This window comes from Streptomyces sp. TLI_105 (assembly GCF_900105415.1).
Classification (GTDB): Bacteria; Actinomycetota; Actinomycetes; order Streptomycetales; family Streptomycetaceae; genus Streptomyces.
Map to the genome: position 1 here is coordinate 1141945 of NZ_FNSM01000001.1, position 21077 is coordinate 1163021.

The 21077-nt window shown below is 72.8% G+C and carries 17 protein-coding genes; 9 read left to right on the forward strand and 8 right to left on the reverse strand.

Annotated elements, in window-relative coordinates; all coding sequences use genetic code 11:
* Positions 1-140: 140 nt before the first annotated feature.
* Together BLW86_RS05215 and xylB are read right to left on the reverse strand one after the other, a co-directional pair.
* Complete coding sequence (locus BLW86_RS05215; RefSeq protein WP_093872918.1) at positions 141-368, reverse strand: hypothetical protein; 228 nt, start codon at positions 366-368, stop codon at positions 141-143.
* Positions 369-433: 65 nt separating this feature from the next.
* Entirely contained in the window at positions 434-1918 is a 1485-nt protein-coding gene (gene xylB / locus BLW86_RS05220) for a xylulokinase (RefSeq protein ID WP_093872919.1), read from the reverse strand.
* A gap of 104 nt (positions 1919-2022) precedes the next feature.
* On the opposite strand from xylB, the gene xylA reads away from it, so the two are divergent.
* A complete protein-coding gene (gene xylA, locus BLW86_RS05225) occupies positions 2023-3189 on the forward strand; it encodes a xylose isomerase (RefSeq protein ID WP_093872920.1) in 1167 nt (388 codons plus the stop codon).
* Positions 3190-3205: 16 nt separating this feature from the next.
* On the opposite strand, the gene BLW86_RS05230 is transcribed toward xylA, so the two are convergent.
* Together BLW86_RS05230 and BLW86_RS05235 are read right to left on the reverse strand one after the other, a co-directional pair.
* On the reverse strand, positions 3206-4360 hold the full coding sequence (locus BLW86_RS05230) for a LacI family DNA-binding transcriptional regulator (RefSeq protein WP_256341224.1): 1155 nt from the start codon (positions 4358-4360) through the stop codon (positions 3206-3208).
* Between the two features lie 92 nt (positions 4361-4452).
* Positions 4453-4788 (reverse strand): L-rhamnose mutarotase, encoded by a 336-nt coding sequence (locus tag BLW86_RS05235; RefSeq protein ID WP_093872921.1) that lies wholly within the window; start codon positions 4786-4788, stop codon positions 4453-4455.
* 149 nt (positions 4789-4937) lie between these two features.
* Between BLW86_RS05235 and rhaI the strand changes: the two genes are divergently transcribed.
* From rhaI to BLW86_RS05265, 6 genes are all read left to right on the forward strand, one after another.
* Positions 4938-6104, forward strand: coding sequence for an L-rhamnose isomerase (rhaI, locus tag BLW86_RS05240; RefSeq protein ID WP_093878503.1), 1167 nt, complete (start codon positions 4938-4940; stop codon positions 6102-6104).
* A gap of 208 nt (positions 6105-6312) precedes the next feature.
* Positions 6313-8352, forward strand: coding sequence for a bifunctional aldolase/short-chain dehydrogenase (locus tag BLW86_RS05245; protein WP_093872922.1), 2040 nt, complete (start codon positions 6313-6315; stop codon positions 8350-8352).
* A 131-nt stretch (positions 8353-8483) separates the two neighbouring features.
* A complete protein-coding gene (locus BLW86_RS05250; protein WP_256341644.1) occupies positions 8484-9905 on the forward strand; it encodes a rhamnulokinase in 1422 nt (473 codons plus the stop codon).
* Complete coding sequence (locus BLW86_RS05255; RefSeq protein ID WP_093872924.1) at positions 9905-10621, forward strand: (Fe-S)-binding protein; 717 nt, start codon at positions 9905-9907, stop codon at positions 10619-10621. Before BLW86_RS05250 ends, BLW86_RS05255 begins: the two co-directional genes overlap by 1 nt.
* Complete coding sequence (locus tag BLW86_RS05260; protein ID WP_093872925.1) at positions 10618-12042, forward strand: lactate utilization protein B; 1425 nt, start codon at positions 10618-10620, stop codon at positions 12040-12042. Before BLW86_RS05255 ends, BLW86_RS05260 begins: the two co-directional genes overlap by 4 nt.
* 100 nt (positions 12043-12142) lie before the next feature.
* Complete coding sequence (locus BLW86_RS05265) at positions 12143-12793, forward strand: LutC/YkgG family protein (protein WP_177181562.1); 651 nt, start codon at positions 12143-12145, stop codon at positions 12791-12793.
* 54 nt (positions 12794-12847) lie between these two features.
* Here the strand turns inward: BLW86_RS05265 and BLW86_RS05270 are convergent, their stop codons facing one another.
* Genes BLW86_RS05270 through BLW86_RS05285 form a run of 4 tightly spaced genes read right to left on the reverse strand, consistent with a single transcriptional unit; the run spans position 12848 to position 17110 of the window.
* The gene (locus BLW86_RS05270) at positions 12848-13873 is read right to left on the reverse strand and encodes a LacI family DNA-binding transcriptional regulator (protein WP_093872926.1); all 1026 of its coding nucleotides are present in this window, start codon (positions 13871-13873) and stop codon (positions 12848-12850) included.
* Between the two features lie 29 nt (positions 13874-13902).
* Positions 13903-14817, reverse strand: a complete 915-nt coding sequence (locus BLW86_RS05275) for a carbohydrate ABC transporter permease (protein WP_093872927.1) — start codon at positions 14815-14817, stop codon at positions 13903-13905.
* Positions 14814-15797: a carbohydrate ABC transporter permease gene (locus BLW86_RS05280; protein ID WP_093872928.1), complete on the reverse strand. Its 984-nt coding sequence runs from the start codon at positions 15795-15797 to the stop codon at positions 14814-14816. The genes BLW86_RS05275 and BLW86_RS05280 overlap by 4 nt, the downstream gene beginning before the upstream one ends.
* A complete protein-coding gene (locus BLW86_RS05285; protein ID WP_093872929.1) occupies positions 15794-17110 on the reverse strand; it encodes an ABC transporter substrate-binding protein in 1317 nt (438 codons plus the stop codon). The genes BLW86_RS05280 and BLW86_RS05285 overlap by 4 nt, the downstream gene beginning before the upstream one ends.
* A 209-nt stretch (positions 17111-17319) precedes the next feature.
* Here BLW86_RS05285 and BLW86_RS05290 point away from each other — a divergent pair, with 209 nt between their 5' ends.
* Positions 17320-19344 (forward strand): beta-galactosidase, encoded by a 2025-nt coding sequence (locus BLW86_RS05290; RefSeq protein WP_093872930.1) that lies wholly within the window; start codon positions 17320-17322, stop codon positions 19342-19344.
* Positions 19345-19469: 125 nt separating this feature from the next.
* A complete protein-coding gene (locus BLW86_RS05295) occupies positions 19470-21050 on the forward strand; it encodes a glycoside hydrolase family 53 protein (RefSeq protein WP_093872931.1) in 1581 nt (526 codons plus the stop codon).
* The last annotated feature ends 27 nt before the right edge of the window (positions 21051-21077 follow it).

The window sequence follows — 21077 nt, forward strand, 5'->3', positions numbered from 1 at the left end:
GATTCGTCATGCCGGGATCGTACGAGAGAGGAGCGGAGTTCGGCCAAGGCGTCGTTCCGCTCCGCCGTGTACGCAGGCGCAGGCGCAGCCGTATACGCAGGCGCAGGAGCGTCGGCACGGGGCCGGCCGCTCCTCGGTTCTCACGGCCGGCCCTTCCGGTGGATGTGGCTGTCGCTCGCCGTGGGCAGGGAGTTGTGGGCGCCGAGGCCGAAGGAGACCCGGTCGGCCTTGGCCTGGTGCAGGGCCTGCTGTTCCTGGAGGATGCCGTCGACCGTGTCCGTGCGGCCGCCGCCCCTGCGGAGCAGGACGATGGTCAACAGTGCCCCGACGCCGCCCAGTACGGCGAAGAGGATCAGTAGAGCGGCCATGGTGTCTCCCCCGTCGTTTTCCGCAGGGTAACCCGGAGATCGCGGGCGGGACAGGGCTTCGCGCGTCAGCCCAGGAGCGTCGGTGTGGCCGCGGCGAGGACCGTCGCGATCCGGTTCCAGGTCTCCTCGTCGCGCGGGAGCGGGGGCAGGAGCGCGCCCGCGCCGGTGCCCCAGGCGGTGGTCAGGGCGACGGGGTCGGCGCCGGTGACGGCGCTCGCGGCGAGGGCCGCGGCGCCGAGGGCGACGAGTTCGTCGGCGGCGGGGACGACCAGGGGGCGCCCGGAGAGCCGGCGGACGGTTTCCGTCCAGGCGCGGCCGCGTGCGCCGCCGCCGATGAGGCGCAGCGGGCGGTCCCGTACGTCGGGGGCGGCCGGGTCGAGGCCGCAGGCGGCGAGGAGTTCGTCGAGGGCGCGCAGCACGGTGAAGGCCGCGCCCTCGTAGGCGGCGCCGAGGACGGCCCGGGGGTCGGTGCCGTGCCGAAGGCCGGTGACGAGACCGGCCGCGTGCGGGAGGTCGGGGGTGCGTTCGCCGTCGAGGTAGGGCAGTACGACGATTCCGCCGTCGCCGCCGGGTGCGGCGTCCTCGCGGTCGAGGCCGAGGAGCGCGGCGAACCGGTCCACGGCGAGCGTGCAGTTGAGGGTGCAGCCGAGCGGTAGGTACGTGCCGTCGGTGGCGGCGAAGCCGGCGAGGCCGGGGTCGGCGGGGCGGGCGCGGGTCGCGGCGAAGACGGTGCCGGAGGTGCCGAGGCTGACGACGGGGTGGTCGAGCAGGCCCGCGCCGCCGAGCCCGAGTCCGACGGCGGCGGCCATGTTGTCGCCGGTCCCGGCGGCGACGGCGACCGTGCGGGGCAGGCCGAGCGCCTCGGCGGCGGCCGGGGTGAGGGTGCCGACGCGGGTGGCGCCGGACGGGGCGACGGCCGGCAGCAGGGCCGGGTCCAGGCCGATGAGGTCGAGGACGTCGGGGTCGTAGGCGCCGGTGGCGGTGCCGTACCAGCAGGTGCCGGAGGCGTCCCCGGGGTCGGTGACGGCGACTCCGGAGAGGCGCTCGGTGAGGTGGTCGTGCGGGAGGCGGACGCCGGTCGTCGCGTCGGCGTGGTGCGGCTCGTGCTCGCGCAGCCACTGCCATTTGGCGGCGGTCATGGAGGCGACGGGGACCGATCCGGTCCGCTCCAGCCAGGACGCGGGGCCGCCGAGGCGGGTGGCGAGGGCGGCCGCCTGGGGCGCGGAGCGGGTGTCGTTCCAGAGCAGCGCGGGGCGGAGGGGGCGGCCGTCGGGGCCGAGGGTGACGAGACCGTGCTGCTGGCCGGCGACGGCGATGCCGGTGACGGAGGCCGCCGGGACGCCCGCCTCCCGTACCGCCGCACGGACGGCCGCGGCGAGGGCGGTCCACCACTCCTCGGGGTCGCTCTCGCGCGCCCCGGCGGAGCCGGTGACGGTGTGCGGGGCGCGGCCGAGGGCGAGGAGTTCTCCGCTGTCGGCGTCGACGGCGACCGCCTTGGCGGACTGCGTGGAGCTGTCCACGCCGATCACGACGGAGCGGCTCGCCGCCATGTGCGTACCTCATCTCTCTGCTCGTCGGGGCTGGCGCCGGACCGGCCCGTCCCGTATTAGTTATCTCAGAAAACAAATCTGGCCGCCAGTAGCAGGGAGACGCCATGACGGACTTCTCACCCACCCCCGAGGACCGCTTCACCTTCGGCCTGTGGACCGTCGGCTGGCAGGGACGCGACCCCTTCGGCGAGGCGACCCGCCCCGTCCTCGACCCCGTGGAGGCCGTCGAGCGGCTCGCCGCCCTCGGCGCGTACGGCGTCACCTTCCACGACGACGACCTGATCCCCTTCGGGACGCCGGACGCCGAGCGCGACGCGATCGTCAAGCGCTTCCGCGGCGCCCTGGACCGCACCGGGCTCGCGGTGCCCATGGCGACCACGAACCTCTTCACCCACCCCGTCTTCAAGGACGGCGCCTTCACCGCCAACGACCGGGACGTGCGCCGGTTCGCCCTGCGCAAGACCCTCCGCAACATCGACCTGGCCGTCGAGCTCGGCGCCACCACCTACGTCGCCTGGGGCGGCCGGGAGGGCGCCGAGTCCGGCGCCGCGAAGGACGTCCGGGTCGCGCTCGACCGGATGAAGGAGGCCTTCGACCTGCTCGGCCAGTACGTCACCGAGCAGGGCTACGACCTGCGCTTCGCGATCGAGCCCAAGCCGAACGAGCCGCGCGGCGACATCCTGCTGCCCACGATCGGGCACGCCCTCGCCTTCATCGAGCGCCTGGAGCGCCCCGAGCTCGTCGGCGTGAACCCGGAGACCGGCCACGAGCAGATGGCCGGGCTCAACTTCCCGCACGGCATCGCGCAGGCGCTGTGGGCGGGCAAGCTGTTCCACATCGATCTGAACGGCCAGTCGGGGATCAAGTACGACCAGGACTTCCGCTTCGGCGCGGGCGATCTGCGGCAGGCGTTCTGGCTGGTGGACCTGCTGGAGACGGCCGGGTACGCGGGGCCTCGCCACTTCGACTTCAAGCCGGTCCGCACCGACGGCTTCGACGGGGTGTGGGAGTCCGCGAAGAACTGCATGCGGAACTACCTGATCCTCAAGGACCGCGCGGCGGCCTTCCGCGCCGACCCGGACGTCGTGGCGGCGCTCGCCGCCTCCCGGCTGCCCGAGCTCGCCGTCCCCACGGCCGCCGACGGCCTCGCGGCGCTGCTGGCCGACCCCACGGCGTACGAGACGTTCGACCCGGACGCGGCCGCGGAGCGCTCGATGGCCTTCGAGCGCCTGGACCAGCTGGCCCTGGAGCACCTGCTCGGCGTGCGCTGACGACTCGTACGGGCGGTCAGCGGCCGGCGAGCGTCGAGCGGCGGACGACCAGTTCCGGCTGGAGCACCACGTGCTCGTGCCGGTGGTCGGCCGCCTGCTCGCCGGTCTCCTCCAGGAGCAGCTCGGCGGCCTTCGCCCCGAGGGTCAGCGCCGGCTGCCGTACGGACGTCAGGGGTACGGTCGCGGCCGCCGCGAACTCGATGTCGTCGTAGCCGACGATCGCCATGTCCTCCGGGACCCGGACCCCCGCCGCGTACAGCGACTGGAGCACGCCCAGGGCGAGCAGGTCGTTGGCGCAGAAGACGGCCGTCGGGCGGTCGGCGAGGCCGAGCAGACGGGACCCGGCGTCCCGTCCGGAGGCCACGTCGAGGCGCTCGGCCGGGAGTTCCCGCAGCGCCGCGGCGGGCAGTCCGGCCTCGGCGAGCGCGAGCAGGGCACCCTCGCGCCGGTCGCGGACCTGCTGGAGGTGGCCGGGTCCGCTGACGTACGCGAAGGAGCGGTGACCGGTCGCGACCAGGTGCCGGATCGCGAGGGAGCCGCCGACGACGTCGTCGACGGAGACCGAGCAGCCGGCGCCGTCGCCCGCCACCCGGTCGACGAGGACGGACGGGATGCCGTGCCGGCGGAACGCGCGCAGGTTGGCCCCGCTGGGGTCGGCGGGGGTGACCAGGACGCCCCGGACGCGCTGTTCGGCGAAGAGGGAGAGGTAGTCGGCCTCGTCGGCGGGGTTCTGGTCGCTGTTGCAGACCATCACGCCCAGGCCGGCCGCCCGGGCGGTGCGCTCGGCGCCGCGGGCGATGTCGACGAAGAAGGGGTTGCCCATGTCGAGGACGAGCAGCGCCATGATGCGGCTGCGGCCCGCCCTGAGCTGGCGGGCGGACTCGCTGCGCACGTAGCCGAGGCGGGCGATGACCGCGCGGACGTGCTGGAGGGTGGCGGGTGAGACCCGGTCGGGCTGGTTGATCACGTTGGAGACGGTGCCGACGGAGACGCCCGCCTCGCGCGCCACGTCCTTGATGCCGACGCTGCCGGCGCTGCCGGCGCTGCCGGCGCTGCCGCCCTTCCCGGCCCGCGCGCTCTCAGCACTCCCGGCCCGCGCGCCGCCGCCCCCGGCGTCGTCGACAGTGTCCGCGCCGCCGCCGTTCCCGCTCGTCCGCGCGGTGTCCGTCATCCGTCCCACCTGGTCCGTCCTGCTCCCGCCGCCCTGTCCGGCCGGGGTCCGCCCCGTGAATTCATCCTATGCGGCCGCTCTCCCGCGGCCTCTCACGCGAGGTGGAAGACCTCGGTCAGCGGCCCCATGGCGGCGTCGGGCGCCCGGCCGTCGAGCTCCTCGAAGAACCCGGCCATCTCCGCCTGCCACCGGGCGTTGACCTCGGTGGCCTCCATCGCGGCGCGGGCCCGGTCGAAGTCCGGGGTCTCCAGGTAGCCGACGAGGAGCCCGTCCTCACGGAGGAAGAGGGAGTAGTTGTGCCAGCCGGCGGCGGAGAGCGCCGCGAGCATGTCGGCCCAGACGTGCCGGTGGCGCGCCCGGTACTCCTCGATCCGCTCGGGCCGGACCTTCAGCAGGAAGCAGACCCGCCGGGTGTTCCCCTTCGCCATCCGACCCCTCCACTGAAATGTTTCATTTTCTCCGGCTCCGGACGCTAGGTCGCGGCCACCCGACCGGTCAAGAGTCTTGACGACACCACACACGATGACTACCTTCCCCCACGAACTGAATCGATTCATTTCAAGGCTCCGAGGTGGACATGCCCGACATCGCTGCCGTGAAGGCCGCACTCGCCGCCCAACGGATCGAAACGCCCTCCTGGGGCTACGGGAACTCCGGGACCCGCTTCAAGGTGTTCGCGCAGCCCGGCGTGCCCCGGAACCCGTACGAGAAGCTCGACGACGCGGCGCAGGTCCACGCCCACACCGGTATCGCCCCCAGGGTGTCGCTGCACATCCCGTGGGACCGGGTCGACGACTACGCCGCCCTCGCCGCGTACGCGAAGGAGCGCGGCATCGCGCTGGGCGCGATCAACTCCAACACCTTCCAGGACGACGCGTACCGGCTCGGAAGCGTCTGCCACCCCGACCCGGCCGTGCGCCGCAGGGCCGTGGACCACCTGCTCGACTGCGTCGACATCATGGACGCGACCGGCTCGACGGAGCTGAAGCTCTGGTTCGCGGACGGCACCAACTATCCCGGGCAGGACGACGTCACCGCCCGGCAGGAACGGCTCGCGGAGTCCCTGGCCGAGGTGTACGCACGGCTCGGCGAGGGGCAGCGGCTGCTCCTGGAGTACAAGTTCTTCGAGCCCGCCTTCTACACGACCGACGTGCCGGACTGGGGCACCGCCTACGCGCACTGCCTCAAGCTGGGCCCGAAGGCGCGGGTCGTGGTGGACACCGGCCACCACGCGCCCGGCACCAACATCGAGTTCATCGTCGCCCTGCTGCTCCGGGAGGGCAGGCTCGGCGGCTTCGACTTCAACTCCCGCTTCTACGCCGACGACGACCTGATGGCCGGCGCCGCCGACCCCTTCCAGCTCTTCCGGATCATGCACGAGGTCGTCCGGAACGGCGGCCTGGAACCCGCCGCGGACATCGCCTTCATGCTCGACCAGTGCCACAACGTGGAGGCGAAGGTCCCGGCGGTGATCCGCTCGGTGATGAACGTCCAGGAGGCCACCGCGAAGGCCCTCCTCGTCGACGCCGCCGCGCTCGCCGCCGCCCAGCGGGCCGGGGACGTGCTCGCCGCCCACGCCGTCCTGATGGACGCCTACGACACCGACGTACGGCCCCTGCTGCGCGAACTGCGCGCGGAGCGGGGCCTCGACCCCGACCCGGTCGCCGCCTACCTGCGCTCGGGACGGCAGGAACGGATCGCCGCCGACCGCGTCGGCGGCGACCAGGCCGGCTGGGGCGCCTAGGGCCTGTCTGACAATTCGCGTCGGATCAGGCCGGGTCGCTCGGTGCGTGCGATCGGCGTGCGGCCGGGGCGCTCTTGTAGCGGAGCTACTTGGGCGTTTCGGCCGTGCGGCGAGCGCGCGTGCCGGGCGGTCCGGACCCGGCGGGAATTGTCAGACAGGCCCTAGCCCCGCCCCGATCCCCCGACGCCCTCACCCCCTAAGGAACCCCATGCCCACCCCTCCCGAAGTCACCGCCCTCCTGGAAAGGGCGCACCGGCTCGGCTCCGATCCCCGCATCACCAACTACGCGGGCGGCAACGTCTCCGCGAAGGGCACCGTCGTCGATCCCGTGACCGGGGGCGAGACCCCCCTCCTGTGGGTCAAGGGCTCCGGCGGCGATCTCGGCACCCTCACCGAGGACGGTCTCGCCGTGCTCCGTCTGGACCGGCTGCGCGCGCTCGCCGAGGTCTACCCGGGGGCGGAGCGCGAGGACGAGATGGTCGCCGCCTTCGACCACTGTCTGTACGGCAGGGGCGGCGCGGCCCCGTCCATCGACACCGCCATGCACGGCCTGGTGGACGCGCCGCACGTCGACCATCTGCACCCGGACGCGGGAACAGCGCTCGCCTGCGCCGCCGACGGCGAGAAGCTGACGGCGGAGTGCTTCGGCGACACGGTGGTCTGGGTGCCGTGGCGCCGGCCCGGCTTCCAGCTGGGCCTGGACATCGCCGCCGTGCGGAAGGCCCGCCCCGAGGCGATCGGCTGCGTGCTCGGCGGGCACGGCATCACCGCCTGGGGCGAGAGCTCGGAGGAGTGCGAGCGCAACGCGCTGCACATCATCCGCACCGCCGAATCCTTCCTCGCCGAGCGGGGCGGGCCCGAGCCGTTCGGGCCCGTGGTCGAGGGGTACGGTCCGCTGCCCGGGGCCGAGCGGCGGGAGCGGGCCGCCGCGCTCGCCCCGTACGTCCGCGCCCTCGCCTCCCAGGACCGTCCGCAGGTCGGGCACTTCACCGACTCGGAGCCGGTGCTCGACTTCCTCTCCCGCGCCGGGCACCCCCGGCTCGCCGCCCTCGGGACCTCCTGTCCCGACCACTTCCTGCGGACCAAGGTCCGGCCGCTGGTCCTGGACCTGCCCGCCGACGTGCCCCTCGACCGGGCGGTCGAGCGGCTGCGGGAGCTGCACACCGCGTACCGCGAGGAGTACGCCGCCTACTACGCCCGGCACGCCACCGAGGACTCCCCCGCGATGCGCGGCGCCGATCCGGCGATCGTGCTCGTGCCGGGCGTGGGCATGTTCTCCTTCGGGCGCGACAAGCAGACCGCGCGCGTGGCGGGCGAGTTCTACGGGAACGCGATCCAGGTGATGCGGGGCGCGGAGGCGGTCTCCTCGTACGCGCCGATCGAGGAGTCCGAGAAGTTCCGCATCGAGTACTGGGAGTTGGAGGAGGCCAAGCTGCGGCGGATGCCGAAGCCGCGGCCGCTCGCGACCCGGGTGGCGCTCGTGACGGGGGCGGGCAGCGGCATCGGCCGGGCGATCGCGCACCGGCTCGCCGCCGAGGGGGCCTGCGTGGTGGTCGCCGACCGGAACGCGGCGGGCGCGGCGAAGGTGGCGGAGGAACTCGGCGGCCCCGACAAGGCGGTGGCCGTCGCCGTGGACGTCACGTCGGAGGAGGAGATCGGTGCCGCGTTCCGGGCGGCGGTGCTCGCCTTCGGCGGGGTGGACCTGGTCGTGAACAACGCTGGCGTCTCGATCTCGAAGCCGCTCCTGGAGACCACGGCGCAGGACTGGGACGTCCAGCACGCGATCATGGCGCGGGGTTCGTTCCTGGTCTCCCGGGAGGCCGCGCGGGTCATGACCGCGCAGGGGCTCGGCGGCGACATCGTCTGCATCGCCTCCAAGAACGCGGTCTTCGCGGGCCCGAACAACATCGCCTACTCCGCCGCCAAGGCCGATCAGGCACACCAAGTTCGCCTCCTTGCCGCCGAGTTGGGCGAGCACGGCATCCGGGTGAACGGCGTCAACCCCGACGGGGTGGTGCGCGGCTCGGGCATCTTCTCCGGGGGGTGGGGCGCCCAGCGGGCGGCCACGTACGGCATCGAGGAGGACCAGCTGGGCGCGTACTACGCGGAGCGCACGCTGCTCAAGCGGGAGGTGCTGCCCGAGCACGTGGCCAACGCGGTGTTCGCGCTGACCGGCGGCGACCTCAGCCACACGACCGGTCTGCACGTCCCCGTGGACGCGGGCGTCGCCGCCGCCTTCCTGCGATGAGCCCCGGCCTTCCCGCGACGAGCCCCGGTCTCCCCGCGACGAGCCCCGGCCTTCCCGCGACGAGCGGAATCACGGGCGGGCCCCACGGCGTCTTCGCCGCGGCGGACCTCGGCGCCACCAGCGGGCGTGTGATGCTCGGGCGGGTCGGGCGCGACCTGCTCGACCTCACCGAGCTCCACCGCTTCCCCAACACCCCGGTGCTGCTGCCCGACGGGCTGCGCTGGAACGCCCTCGCCCTCTTCCAGGGCGTCCTGGACGGCCTGCGCGCGGCCGCCCGCGCCGACGGGGTCGACTCGGTGGGCGTGGACACCTGGGCGGTGGACTACGGGCTCCTCGACGCCGACGGCGCGCTGCTCGGCGCGCCGTACCACTACCGCGACCGGCGTACGGAGGGGGCGGCGGAGGCGGTACGGGGAGAGGTCGGCCCGGCCGAGCTGTACCGGATCACCGGCCTCCAGCACCTCTCCTTCAACACCGTCTACCAGCTCGCCTCGGCCGCCGGATCGGCCCAACTGTCCATGGCCAGGACGCTGTTGCTCATGCCGGACCTGATCGTCCACTGGCTGACCGGGACGGTCGGCGCCGAGGAGACGAACGCCTCCACGACGGGCCTCTTCGACGCCCGCGCAGGCAGGTGGTCCGAGGACCTGCTCGGCCGGCTCGCGATCGATCCCGGACTGCTCCCCCCGCTGCGGTCCCCCGGCGATCCGGCGGGCGAACTCCTCCCCCACGTCGCCGAGTTCACCGGGCTCGACGCCCGGACACCGGTGACGGTCGTCGCCTCGCACGACACCGCGTCGGCCGTGGCCGCCGTCCCCGCGACGGACCCGGACTTCGCGTACGTCTCCTGCGGCACCTGGTCGCTCGCGGGTCTGGAGCTGGACGCGCCGGTCCTGACCGAGGCGTCCCGGGCGGCGAACTTCACCAACGAGCGGGGGGTCGACGGCACGGTCCGCTTCCTGCGGAACATCATGGGCCTGTGGCTCCTGGAGGAGTGCCGCCGCGCCTGGGAGCGCCGGGGGCTGTCCGCCGGTCTCGACGGGCTGCTCGCGGACGCGGCCCGCGCGGAGCCGTTCACGGCGGTCGTCGACCCGGACGCGCCGGAGTTCCTCGCCCCGGGCGACATGCCGGAGCGGATCCGGGCCCACTGCCGGCGCACCGGGCAGCCCGCGCCCGAGGGGCCCGGGGCGGTGGTCCGCTGCGTCCTGGAGAGCCTGGCCCTCGCCCATCGGCGCACCCTGCGGCAGGCCGCCGAGCTGGCCGGCCGGGAGGTCGCGCGGGTGCACCTGGTGGGCGGCGGAGCCCGTAACGCCCTGCTCTGCCAGTGGACGGCGGACGCCACCGGGCTGCCCGTCGTCGCGGGCCCCGTGGAGGCGACCGCCCTGGGCAACGTCCTCGTCCAGGCGCGCGCCGCCGGTCTCGTCGGCGACCTCGGTTCGATGCGTCGGCTCGTCGCGCGGACGCACCCCCTGCGACACTACGTACCGCAGGGCGACGGCGCCGCCTGGGACAGGGCCGCCGCCCGACTCGAACCGTCCCCGAGGAACCCGTGATGCGTGTCGCCCTCTTCGTCACCTGCGTCAACGACGCCGTCTTCCCGTCGACGGGCGTGGCCACGGTCCGGCTCCTCGAACGGCTCGGTGTGACGGTCGACTTCCCTGCGGCCCAGTCCTGCTGCGGGCAGCCGCAGTTCAACACGGGCTACCGCGCGGAGACCGAACCGCTCGTACGGCGCACGGTGCGGGCCTTCGAGGGCTACGACCACGTGGTGACCCCGTCCGGTTCGTGCGCGGCGATGGTCCGCCGCCACTACCCGTCGTTCGGCACGGAGGCGGAGGCCCTGGCGCCGCGCGTGCACGAGCTGACGGAGTTCCTGGTGGACGTGCTCGGCGTGACGGACGTGGGCGCGTACTTCCCGCACCGGGTGACGTACCACCCGTCCTGTCACGGCCTGCGGCTCCTCGGGCTCGGGGAGCGGCCGCGGCGGCTCCTGGAGGCGGTGAAGGGCCTGGAGCTCGTGGAACTGCCGGGCGCGGAGGAGTGCTGCGGCTTCGGCGGCACGTTCGCGGTGAAGAACCCGGACGTCTCGGCGGCGATGGGCGCCGACAAGATCACGAACGCGCTGTCCACCGGCGCGGAGGTCCTGTGCGGCGCGGACAACTCCTGTCTGCTGCACGTGGGCGGCATGCTGAGGCGGCAGGAGGCGCCGCTGCGGGCGCTGCACCTGGCGGAGATCCTGGCGAGCACGGAAGAGGAGCCTTGGAAGTGAGCGGGACTTTTCTGGGGATGCCGGCCTTCCCCGAGGCTGCGCGGTCGGCCGTCGGGAACACGACCCTGCGCGCCAACCTGCGGCACGCGACCCACACCATCCGGGACAAGCGGGCGCGGGCGGTGGCCGAGCTGGACGACTGGGCCGCGCTCCGCGAGGCCGGCAAGCGGATCAAGGACGAGACGCTCCGTCATCTCGACACGTACCTCCTCCGCTTGGAGGAGGCGGTGACGGCGGCGGGCGGCACGGTGCACTGGGCGGCGGACGCGGCCGAGGCCAACCGGATCGTCACCGAGCTCGTGCGGGCCACCGGAGAGACCGAGGTGGTCAAGGTCAAGTCGATGGCCACCCAGGAGATCGGGCTCAACGAGCACCTGGCGGCCGAGGGCATCGCCGCGTACGAGACGGATCTCGCGGAGCTGATCGTGCAGCTCGGCGAGGACCGCCCCTCACACATCCTGGTCCCGGCGATCCACCGCAACCGCGGCGAGATCCGCGACATCTTCCGCGAGAAGATGGGCGGTTGGGGCCGTCCGGCGCCGGAGGGGCTGAGCGACGCCCCGGCCGAGCTGGCGGAGGCGGCCCGGCTGCACCTGCGGGAGAAGTTCCTGCGGGCGAAGGTGGGGATCTCCGGGGCGAACTTCATGGTCGCCGAGACCGGCACCCTCGTCGTCGTCGAGTCCGAGGGCAACGGCCGCATGTGCCTGACCCTGCCCGAGACCCTCATCTCGGTCGTGGGCGTGGAGAAGGTGGTGCCGACCTGGCGGGACCTGGAGGTCTTCCTCCAGACGCTCCCGCGCTCCTCGACGGCCGAGCGGATGAACCCGTACACGAGCATGTGGACCGGCACCACCGACGGCGACGGGCCGAGCGCCTTCCACCTGGTCCTCCTCGACAACGGCCGCACCGACGCCCTCGCCGACGAGGTGGGGCGGCAGGCGCTGCGCTGCATCCGCTGCTCGGCCTGTCTCAACGTCTGCCCGGTGTACGAGCGGGCCGGCGGTCACGCGTACGGCTCGGTCTACCCCGGTCCGATCGGCGCGATCCTCACCCCGCAGCTGCGGGGCACCGCGAGCGAGGTCGACGCCTCGCTGCCGTACGCCTCCTCGCTGTGCGGCGCCTGCTACGAGGTGTGCCCGGTCGCCATCGACATCCCCGAGGTCCTGGTGCACCTGCGCGAGCGGGTGGCCGAGGAGGGCGGCAAGGGGCACCGCCTGGAGCGGGCCGCGATCAAGGCGTCCACCTGGGTCCTGGACCACCCCGGCGTGCTCGCGGCGGGCGAGCGGCTCGCGTCCGCGGCCCGGAAGGCGCTCCCGAAGCGGCTGCCGGGGCCCGGCGCCCGCCAGTGGACCGGCCACCGCGACCTGCCCGACATGCCCGCCGAACCGTTCCGCGACTGGTGGAGGAAGAACCGCGCATGACCGATCTCCCGCCCGTGGAACCGCGCCCGGCCGACTCCCCGCCCGCGGCACCGCGCATGACCGCGCCCCGCCCCCGGCCCCTCGCGAGGAGGACCCGCGCATGACCGATCCGCACGTGACCGACTCCCGCGCGCGCGTCCTCGCCCGGGTCCGTGCCGCCGTCGCCGGCGCGCCCGAGGCTCCCGCCGTCGCACGCGACTACCGGCCGCGCCACACCCCGGACGACCCCGACGGTCTTCTCGACCTGCTCCACGAGAACCTCGCCGACTACCGGGCCCACGTCCACCGCACCGCACCCGACGGCGTGGCCGGGCTCGTCGCGCGGCTCCTCGCGGAGCGCGGCGCGCGCAGCGTCGTCGTGCCGCCCGGGCTGCCCGAGGGGTGGCTCGCCACGACCGAGGCGGTGCGGCGGTTCGACGAGCCACGGCTGACCCCGTACGAACTGGACGGCGCGGACGCCGTGGTGACGGGGTGCGCGGTGGCGATCGCCGAGACCGGCACGATCGTCCTGGACGGCGGTCCGGGCCAGGGCCGCCGGGCGCTGACGCTCGTCCCCGATCTGCACCTCTGCGTGGTGCGGGCCCCGGAGCAGGTGGTGGCCTCGGTGCCGCTCGCGCTCCCCCGGCTCGATCCGACGCGTCCGCTGACCTGGATCTCGGGGCCGTCCGCGACGAGCGACATCGAGCTCGACCGGGTGGAGGGCGTGCACGGGCCGCGCACCCTGGAGGTCCTGCTGGTGACGGGCGGCTGACACGCGGAAGCAGCCGGGCCCGAGGGCGTCCGGCCGCTTCGCCGCGGGAGGGCGTCAGGCCGACTCGCGGCGGACGAGCTCCGTCGGCAGGATGACCGTCGCCGGGTCCTCCCCCGCTATCCGCGCCAGGAGCGTCCGGACCATCTCGGTGCTGATGCGGTCCCAGGGCTGGCGGATGGTGGTGAGGGAGGGGCGGGAGGAGAGCGCCGCCGGGGAGTCGTCGAAGCCGCCGACGGCGATGTCCTCGGGGACCCGCCTGCCCGCGCGGGCGAGGGCGTCGAGGACGCCCTGTGCCATCAGGTCGGAGGCGACGAAGACGGCGTCGATGTCCGGGGCGCGCTCCAGGAGGGCGCGGGCGGCGTCCTCGCCGCTGGCCCGGCTGTAGTCGCCGGTGGCGATCAGCGCCTCGTCGACGGGCAGGCCGTGCTCGGCGAGCGTCTCGCGGTAGCCGGCGAGGCGCTCCACCCCGCCGGAGGTGTCGAGCGGTCCGGTGACGGTGGCGATCCGGCGCCGCCCGGTCGCGTACAGGTGGCGCACCATGTCGCGGGCGCCGTCCCGGTCGTCGGCGGCGACGTAGCCGATCTTGGCGGTCTGGCCGAGGGGTTTGCCGCAGGCGACGACGGGGACGCCGGCCTCGTGCAGCCGGGCCACCACGGGCTCGCCGGAGTGGCTGGAGACGAGGAGGACGCCGTCGACGTGGCCGGCCTCGATGTAGCGGAGGTTGCGGCGGCGTTCGTCCTCGGTGCCCGCGATCATCAGGAGGAGCGGGATGTCCTGGGCGGCGAGGGCCTGGGTGCAGGCCCTGAGGAGGACGTTGAAGTTGGGGTCCTCGAAGAAGCGCTCCTGCGGTTCGGTCAGGAGGAAGGCGACCGAGTCGGACTTGCCGGTGATCAGCGAGCGGGCGTGCCGGTTGACGACGTATCCCGTTCTTCGGATCGCGGCGTCGACGGCCGCCTTCGCCGTCGGGCTGACGTAGTGGCCGCCGTTGAGGACGCGGGAGACGGTGCCGCGCGAGACTCCGGCCTCGCGGGCCACGTCGTGGATGGTCGCCGGGCGGCGCCTGCTCGCTGCTGTGCTCATGCTGTGTGTTTCCCCTCGATCCCCTGTGGTCAGGACTTTACGGCGCCGGAGAGCAGGTCGAGGCTCCAGAAGCGCTGGATGACCAGGAACAGGGCGATGAGCGGGACGACGGCGAGGAAGGCTCCGGTGATGACGAGGGTGTAGAGGGAGGGCTGGCTGGCGCCCTGCTTGAGGAGGGTGAACAGGCCGACGGTCATGGGGAACTTCTCGTCGTCGCCGAGCATGATGAAGGGCAGCAGGAAGTTGTTCCAGATGGCGACGAACTGGAAGAGGAAGATCGTCACCAGACCCGGGGACATCATGGGGACGGCGATCCGCAGGAAGATCCGCCATTCGCCGGCGCCGTCCATGCGGCCCGCCTCGACGAGCTCCATGGGGATGGCGGCCTCGGCGTAGACGCGGCCGAGGTAGACGCCGTACGGGGAGAGGATCAGCGGCAGCAGCACGGAGGCGTACGTGTCCGTGAGGTCGGCCTCGGCCATGAGCAGGTACTGCGGGATGGCGAGGATGACCGGGGGCATGAGGACGCCGGTGAGGATGACGTTGAAGAAGGGCTCGCGGCCGCGGAAGCGGTAGACCGCGAAGGCGTAGCCGGCGAAGGCGGAGACCATCGTGGACAGGACGGCGCCGAGGCCCGCGTAGAAGACGGAGTTGCCCATCCAGCGCCAGTAGATGCCCTCGCGGTACGCGTCGAGGTCGGTGAGGTTGCCGGCGAAGCCGTCGCCGGGCAGGAAGGTGAAGGTGGAGAAGAGGTCCTGGCCCGACTTGGTGGCGGCGACCACGACCCAGGCGACGGGGAGCAGGCAGTAGAGCGCCCCGAGGACGAGCGCGGCGGTGGGGAGCAGGGCCGTGCGGCGGGGACGGGGAGGCCCCTGGGAGGTGCCGGGGGTGGCGCCGGCGGCCGGTGCGGAGGCCCGGAGGGGCGGGGAGGCGAGCCCGTTCATCGGCTTGCTCCTTGTGCGGTGCGGCGGTTGGAGACCCTCAGGAGGGCGAAGGAGAGCGCGAAGGTGGCGAGGGCGAGCACGACGGCGGTGGCCGAGGCGGCGTGGATGTTCCCGCCGGTGAAGGCGTCGTTGTAGACCTTCATGAGGGGGCTCCAGGTGGAGGGGATGCCGTTGGTGAGCGGCTTGAGCGTCATGGGCTCGTTGAAGACCTGGAGGGTGGCGATGACCGAGAAGAAGAAGGTGAGCACCAGGGAGGGCGCCACCATCGGGATCTTGATGCGGAGCGCGATCTGGAGCTGGGAGCAGCCGTCGAGCTTGGCCGCTTCGTACACCTCGGCGGGCAGGGAGCGCAGCGCGGTGTAGATGACGATCATGTTGAAGCCGGTGCCGCCCCAGATAGCGATGTTCGACATCGCCAGGTAGAGCGGTCCACCGTCCATGAGGTCGGGCTGCGGGAGTCCGAGGGCGTCGAGGAGCTGGAGGAAGGGGCTGACGTCGGGGAGGTAGAGGAAGCCCCAGAGGAGCGCCGCGATGACGCCGGGCACGGCGTACGGCAGGAAGATCGCGAGGCGGGCGAAGGAGCGGGCGCGGGCGCGCTCGGTGTCGAGGAGGAGCGCGAAGAGCAGGGCGAGGCCGAGCATGACCGGGACGACGATCGCGCCGTAGCCGAGGACGCGCAGGGCGCTGTGGAGGAACTCGGAGTCGGTGAGGGCGGAGGTGTAGTTCTCCAGGCCGGCCCAGACCTCGTTCCTGGCTCCCTTGCCGAGGCCGAGGCCCTTGATCTCGATCTTGTGGAAGCTGAGCCAGACGGCGTAGCCGATGGGCAGGGCGAAGAAGAGGGCGAAGAGGAGGGCGGCGGGAAAGAGGAAGAAGTAAGGGGCGCTTCGCGCTCGTTTGAGGGTGGTGGTGGGCGACGGGAGGGCGTACGGGGCCGCCTTGACCCCGTACGACCGGCGCGCGCCCTGACGGGGCTGCGTCACTTGGCGACTCCGAAGCCCTGCTTCTCCAGGTCGGTGACGGTGGCGTCCTGCACGGCCGTCAGGGCGGTGCCGAAGCCGGACTTGGCCTTGGCGGCCTTGCCGAACTCGTCCTTGAAGGAGGTGTAGGCGACGTTCACGTTGGGTCCCCAGGCGGCCGGCGCGGTGGTCTTCGCTATCTCGGCGGCGCGGGTGTAGAAGTCGGGCTGGTTGGCGAAGTAGTCGGGGGCCTTGGCGAGGGCGCCGCTGGTCTGGGCGGCGGTGGCGGCGGGGTAGATGCCGCTCTCCTTGACGAGGGCGGCGAGGGCCTTCGGGTCGGTGTTCAGCCAGATCGCGAACTTCGCGGCGGCTTCCTTGTGCTTCGAGTCGGAGGTGACGGCGGTGGAGGAGCCGCCCCAACTGCCCGTGGCGTTCGCGCCCTTGGTCCACTGCGGGAGCGGGGCCATCGCCCACTTGCCCTTGCCGTCGGGGGCGGCGGTGGTGAGGGTGCCGGGGGCCCAGACGGCGCTGACCCAGGCGAGCTGCCCGCCGGTGTTCATGGCCTTGTTCCAGGCGGGGGTGTACATCGGCTGGTTGTCGATGGCACCTTCGGCGACCAGTCCGCCCCAGAAGTCGGCGACCTTCTTGGTGGCGGCGTCGTCGATGCCGACCTTCCACTTCTCGCCCTCGAAGGTCCACCACTTGGCGCCGGCCTGCTGGGAGAGGCCGGCGAAGAGGCCGGCGTCGTTGGCGGAGAAGGTGGTCAGGGACTTGCCGGGGGCCTTCTTCTTCAGGGTGCGGGCGGTGGCGGCGAACTCGTCCCAGGTGGTGGGGACGGAGAGGCCGTACTGCTTGAAGAGGTCCTCGCGGTAGAAGAACATCAGCGGTCCGGAGTCCTGCGGCAGGGCGTAGACGGCCTCGCCGCCGAAGGTGGTCTGCTGCCAGACGCCGGGGGCGAAGGCGTTCTTGACGTTCTCGGGGATCTCGGTGGCCACGTCGGCAAGGGAGTCGTTGCTGACGAGGGTGGGGAGGGCCTGGTACTCGGCCTGGACGAGGTCCGGTCCCTTGTGCGCCTTGGTCGCGGTGATGACCTTGGTGACGAGGTCGTCCCCGGAGGCCTGCTTCTGCACCGTGACCTTGATGTCGGGGTGCTCGGCGTTCCAGAGGGCGGCGACCTTGTCCATGCCGGGCGCCCAGGCCCAGTAGGTGAGCGAGACGGGGCCGGAGTCGGCGCCCGCCTCGTCGCCGGAGTCGGAGGAGCCACAGGCGGAGAGCGCGGTGGCGCCGAGCAGGACGGCGGTGGCGGCGGCGAGACCGCGGCGCGTGATGTGAGGCATGGGGTACTTCTCCCTGACCGAAAAAGGGGCCTCTCCCCCGAGCGGGAAGGCCGGTCATGCGTCTGTGAGCGTTCACAGTAGAGAAACGTTCCGGACACTTGTCAATGGTTGTTCGTGTGCGGTTATGTTGCGTTGCCACATCGAGATCGAGTGTGTGCACGTTCCCAAGGAACCAAAGCTTCCATCTTCCGAGGTTTCAGGAGAGACTCATGCCGCAGACCACTCCGAAGGGCCTGCACCGGCTCGCGTTCGGCGGGGACTACAACCCCGAACAGTGGCCGGAAAGCGTCTGGCAGGAGGACGTCCGGCTGATGCGGGAGGCCGGCGTCAGCATGGTGAGCGTCGGGATCTTCTCCTGGGCCCTCCTCGAACCCGAGCCGGGCCGGTACGACTTCGGCTGGCTCGACCGGCTCCTCGACCTGCTCCACGAGAACGGCGTCCGCGTCGACCTGGGCACCCCCACCGTGGTGCCACCGGCCTGGTTCTACCGCGCCCACCCCGAGGCCCTGCCCGTCACCGCCGAGGGCGTCCGCTTCTCCTACGGCTCACGCGGGGCGATCTGTCACGGCTCCGCCGCCTACCGCACGGCCGCCGCCGGCATCACCACGCAGCTGGCCCGCCGCTACGGCAGCCACCCCGCCCTCGCCCTGTGGCACGTCCACAACGAGTACGGCGTCCCCGTCAGCGCCTGCTACTGCGACACCTGCGCCGAGCGGTTCCGCCGCTGGCTCCACGAGACGTACGGCTCGGTCGGCGCCGTCAACGAGGCCTGGGGCACCGCCTTCTGGGGCCAGCGCTACGGCTCGTACGAGGAGATCGACCCGCCCCGCGCCACTCCCACCGTCGGCAACCCGGCACAGCGGCTCGACTACCGCCGCTTCGCCGACGCCACCATCCGGGAGAACTTCCGGATGGAACGGGACATCCTGCACGAGCTCGCCCCCGGCATCCCCGTCACCACCAACTTCATGACCGCGCTCAGCCAGTGCGACTCCCTCGACTACTGGGCCTGGGGCCGCGAGGTCGACCTCGTCACCAACGACCACTACCTCATCACCGACGGCCGCCGCACCCACGTCAACCTCGCCATGGCCGCCGACCTCACCCGCTCCGTCGCCGGCGGCGCGCCCTGGCTGCTCCTGGAGCACTCCACCTCCGGCGTGAACTGGCAGCCCCGCAACCCGGCCAAGCGCCCCGGCGAGATGGCCCGCAACTCCCTCGCCCACGTCGCCCGCGGCTCCGAGGGCGCCATGTTCTTCCAGTGGCGCCAGTCCCGGCGCGGCGCCGAGAAGTTCCACTCAGCGATGGTCCCGCACGGCGGCACCGACACCCGGATCTGGCGGGAGGTCGTCGCCCTCGGCGCCGACGTGGAGGCCCTCGCCGAGGTGCGCGGCACCCGGACCGTCCCGGACGTCGCCATGGTCTGGGACTGGCACTCCTGGTGGGCGCAGAGCCTGGAGTGGCGGCCGAACGAGGCCCACGAGGCCCGCGAGCGCGCCGACAGCTTCTACGAGACCCTCTACGACCGGCACCTCACCGTCGACTTCGCCCACCCCGAGTCCGACCTCTCGGCCTACCCGCTGGTCGTCGTCCCCGCGCTCTACCTCACCACCGAGGCCGCCGGACGGAACCTGCGCGAGTACGTCGAGAACGGCGGCACCCTCGTCGTCTCGTACTTCTCCGGGATCGTCGACGAGCACGACGCCGTGCACCCCGGCGCCTACCCGGGCGCCCTGCGCGAGGTCCTCGGCCTCACCGTGGACGAGTGGTCCCCGCTCCTGGACGACCAGCGCGTGACGGTCACCGGACCGGACGGCGCCACGCTCACCGGCGACGTCTGGACGGAGTTCGTCCGGCCGCGCGGCGCGGAGACCGTGTGGACGTACGCGGACGGTCCGGCCGCCGGCGGGCCCGCCGTCACCCGGCACCGGCTCGGCCGGGGCACCGCCTGGTACGTCTCCACCCGGCTCGACGCGGCCTCGCTCGACGCGATCCTCGCCGCCGCCTGCGCGGACGCCGGAGTCGCCCCGCGCGCCGAACTCCCGCACGACGTGGAGGTCGTGCACCGTGCCGGGGACGCCGGGCAGCGGTACGTCTTCGCGCTGAACCACTCCTCCGAGGACGCCGAGGTGCCGCTGGACGGCTCCGGCACTGAGCTCCTCCACGGCGGTCCGGCGGACGGCAGGCTCACCGTCCCGGCCGGCGCCGTCAGGGTCGTACGCCTCGACGGCTGAGCCCACCCACCTGATCTCCCCGGGGGCGGCCCGCACCCGCTGCGCCGCCCCCGGGCGAGCCGTACCACCGCAAGGACCCACCGCACGACACTCCTCACATCCGCCACCGTCGAAGGGACTCGACGATGCACCCCGTACGCAGCCGCACCCGCCTGCGCGCCACGGCCCTCGCCGCCGCGCTGGGCGCCCTCCTCCTGGCCCCGCTGCCCGCCGCCCAGCACGCCGAAGCGGCCTCCACCCTCACCAACGCCGGCTTCGAGGCCGACGGCACCGGGACCGCCACCCCCTCCGGCTGGTCCACCTACTCCGCCGCCGGCCAGAACGCCGCCTCCTTCACCGAGGCCGGGGGCCACAGCGGCGGCCACCGCCTCACCCACTGGTCCTCCGCCGCGTACAAGGTGGAGACGTACCAGTACCTCTCCGGCCTCACCGACGGCGACTACACACTCAGCGCCTGGGTCCGCTCCGGCGGCGGGCAGAACTCCGCCTACCTCGCCCTGCGCAACTGCGGCTCCGCCGAGCAACGCACCGACCTCCCGGTGACGTCGAGCGGCTGGATACGGATCGTCACCCCGGTCAAGGTCGTCGGCGGAGCCTGCACGATCAGCGTCGACTCCGACGCGAAGGCGGGCAACTGGATCAACGTCGACGACCTGACGTTCACCTCCGGCACGACCGGGCTCATGGTGAAGGGCGTCGACCTCTCCGCGCTGAAGAAGAGCGAGGACCTCGGCGGGACGTACAAGTCGAGTACCGGCGTGACCGGCGACCCGGTCGCCCTCCTCAGGAACTCGGGCGCCAACTACGGGCGCCTCAAGGTGTGGGTGAACCCGGCGGACGGCTACAACGACAAGGCCCGCGTCCTCGCCACCGCCAAGCGGATCAAGGCGCAGGGCATGAAGCTCCTCGTCGACTTCCACTACTCCGACATCTGGGCCGACCCCGGCGCCCAGACCAAGCCCGCCGCCTGGTCGGGGCACTCGTACGCCCAGCTCAAGACGGACGTCTACAACCACACGTACGACGTCCTGAACGCCCTGAAGGCGCAGGGCACCACCGCCGACATGGTGCAGATCGGCAACGAGATCAACACCGGCATGCTCTGGCCCGAGGGCTCCACGAGCAACTGGTCCCAGCTCGCCGGCCTGCTCAAGTCCGGCATCTCCGCCGCCAGGACGGTCTCGTCGGGCACCCAGATCGCGCTGCACCTCGCCAACGGCGGCGACAACGCGCTCTACCGCATGTGGTTCGACAACGCGACGGCGCAGGGCGTGAGTTACGACGTCATCGCGCTCTCCTTCTACGGCTACTGGCACGGCGCCCTGTCCTCGCTCCAGGCCAACCTGGACGACGTCTCGGCGCGGTACGGCAAGAAGGTGATGGTCGCGGAGACCGCGTACCCGTTCCGTCTGGACAGCGAGGACGCCCACGAGAACATCATCGACCTCTCCTCCGAGCTGGTCGCCGGCTACCCGGCGAGCGGCGCGGGCCAGACGGCCTGGCTGCGGGACGTCGTGAACGTCGTCGAGGCGGTGCCGAACGGCCGTGGTCTCGGCGTCGTCTACTGGGAGCCGACCTGGACGGCCGTCGCGGGCAACGGATGGGACCCGGCCGACCCCACCTCGGGCAACGGCTGGGAGAACCAGGCCCTCTTCGACTACGACAGCAGGCTGCTGCCTGCGGCGAGCGTGCTCGCGCACCGCTGACGCACGCCCGAGGGGCGGACCCGGTGA

Coding starts and splice junctions, on each gene's coding strand:
- BLW86_RS05295 (WP_093872931.1), top strand. CDS start 19,470: ATGCACCCCGTACGCAGCCGCACCCGCCTGCGCGCCACGGCCCTCGCC.
- BLW86_RS05265 (WP_177181562.1), top strand. CDS start 12,143: ATGACCGATCCGCACGTGACCGACTCCCGCGCGCGCGTCCTCGCCCGG.
- BLW86_RS05290 (WP_093872930.1), top strand. CDS start 17,320: ATGCCGCAGACCACTCCGAAGGGCCTGCACCGGCTCGCGTTCGGCGGG.
- rhaI (WP_093878503.1), top strand. CDS start 4,938: ATGCCCGACATCGCTGCCGTGAAGGCCGCACTCGCCGCCCAACGGATC.
- BLW86_RS05250 (WP_256341644.1), top strand. CDS start 8,484: ATGCTCGGGCGGGTCGGGCGCGACCTGCTCGACCTCACCGAGCTCCAC.
- BLW86_RS05270 (WP_093872926.1), bottom strand. CDS start 13,873: ATGAGCACAGCAGCGAGCAGGCGCCGCCCGGCGACCATCCACGACGTG.
- xylB (WP_093872919.1), bottom strand. CDS start 1,918: ATGGCGGCGAGCCGCTCCGTCGTGATCGGCGTGGACAGCTCCACGCAG.
- BLW86_RS05285 (WP_093872929.1), bottom strand. CDS start 17,110: ATGCCTCACATCACGCGCCGCGGTCTCGCCGCCGCCACCGCCGTCCTG.
- BLW86_RS05275 (WP_093872927.1), bottom strand. CDS start 14,817: ATGAACGGGCTCGCCTCCCCGCCCCTCCGGGCCTCCGCACCGGCCGCC.
- xylA (WP_093872920.1), top strand. CDS start 2,023: ATGACGGACTTCTCACCCACCCCCGAGGACCGCTTCACCTTCGGCCTG.
- BLW86_RS05255 (WP_093872924.1), top strand. CDS start 9,905: ATGCGTGTCGCCCTCTTCGTCACCTGCGTCAACGACGCCGTCTTCCCG.
- BLW86_RS05215 (WP_093872918.1), bottom strand. CDS start 368: ATGGCCGCTCTACTGATCCTCTTCGCCGTACTGGGCGGCGTCGGGGCA.
- BLW86_RS05245 (WP_093872922.1), top strand. CDS start 6,313: ATGCCCACCCCTCCCGAAGTCACCGCCCTCCTGGAAAGGGCGCACCGG.
- BLW86_RS05235 (WP_093872921.1), bottom strand. CDS start 4,788: ATGGCGAAGGGGAACACCCGGCGGGTCTGCTTCCTGCTGAAGGTCCGG.
- BLW86_RS05230 (WP_256341224.1), bottom strand. CDS start 4,360: ATGACGGACACCGCGCGGACGAGCGGGAACGGCGGCGGCGCGGACACT.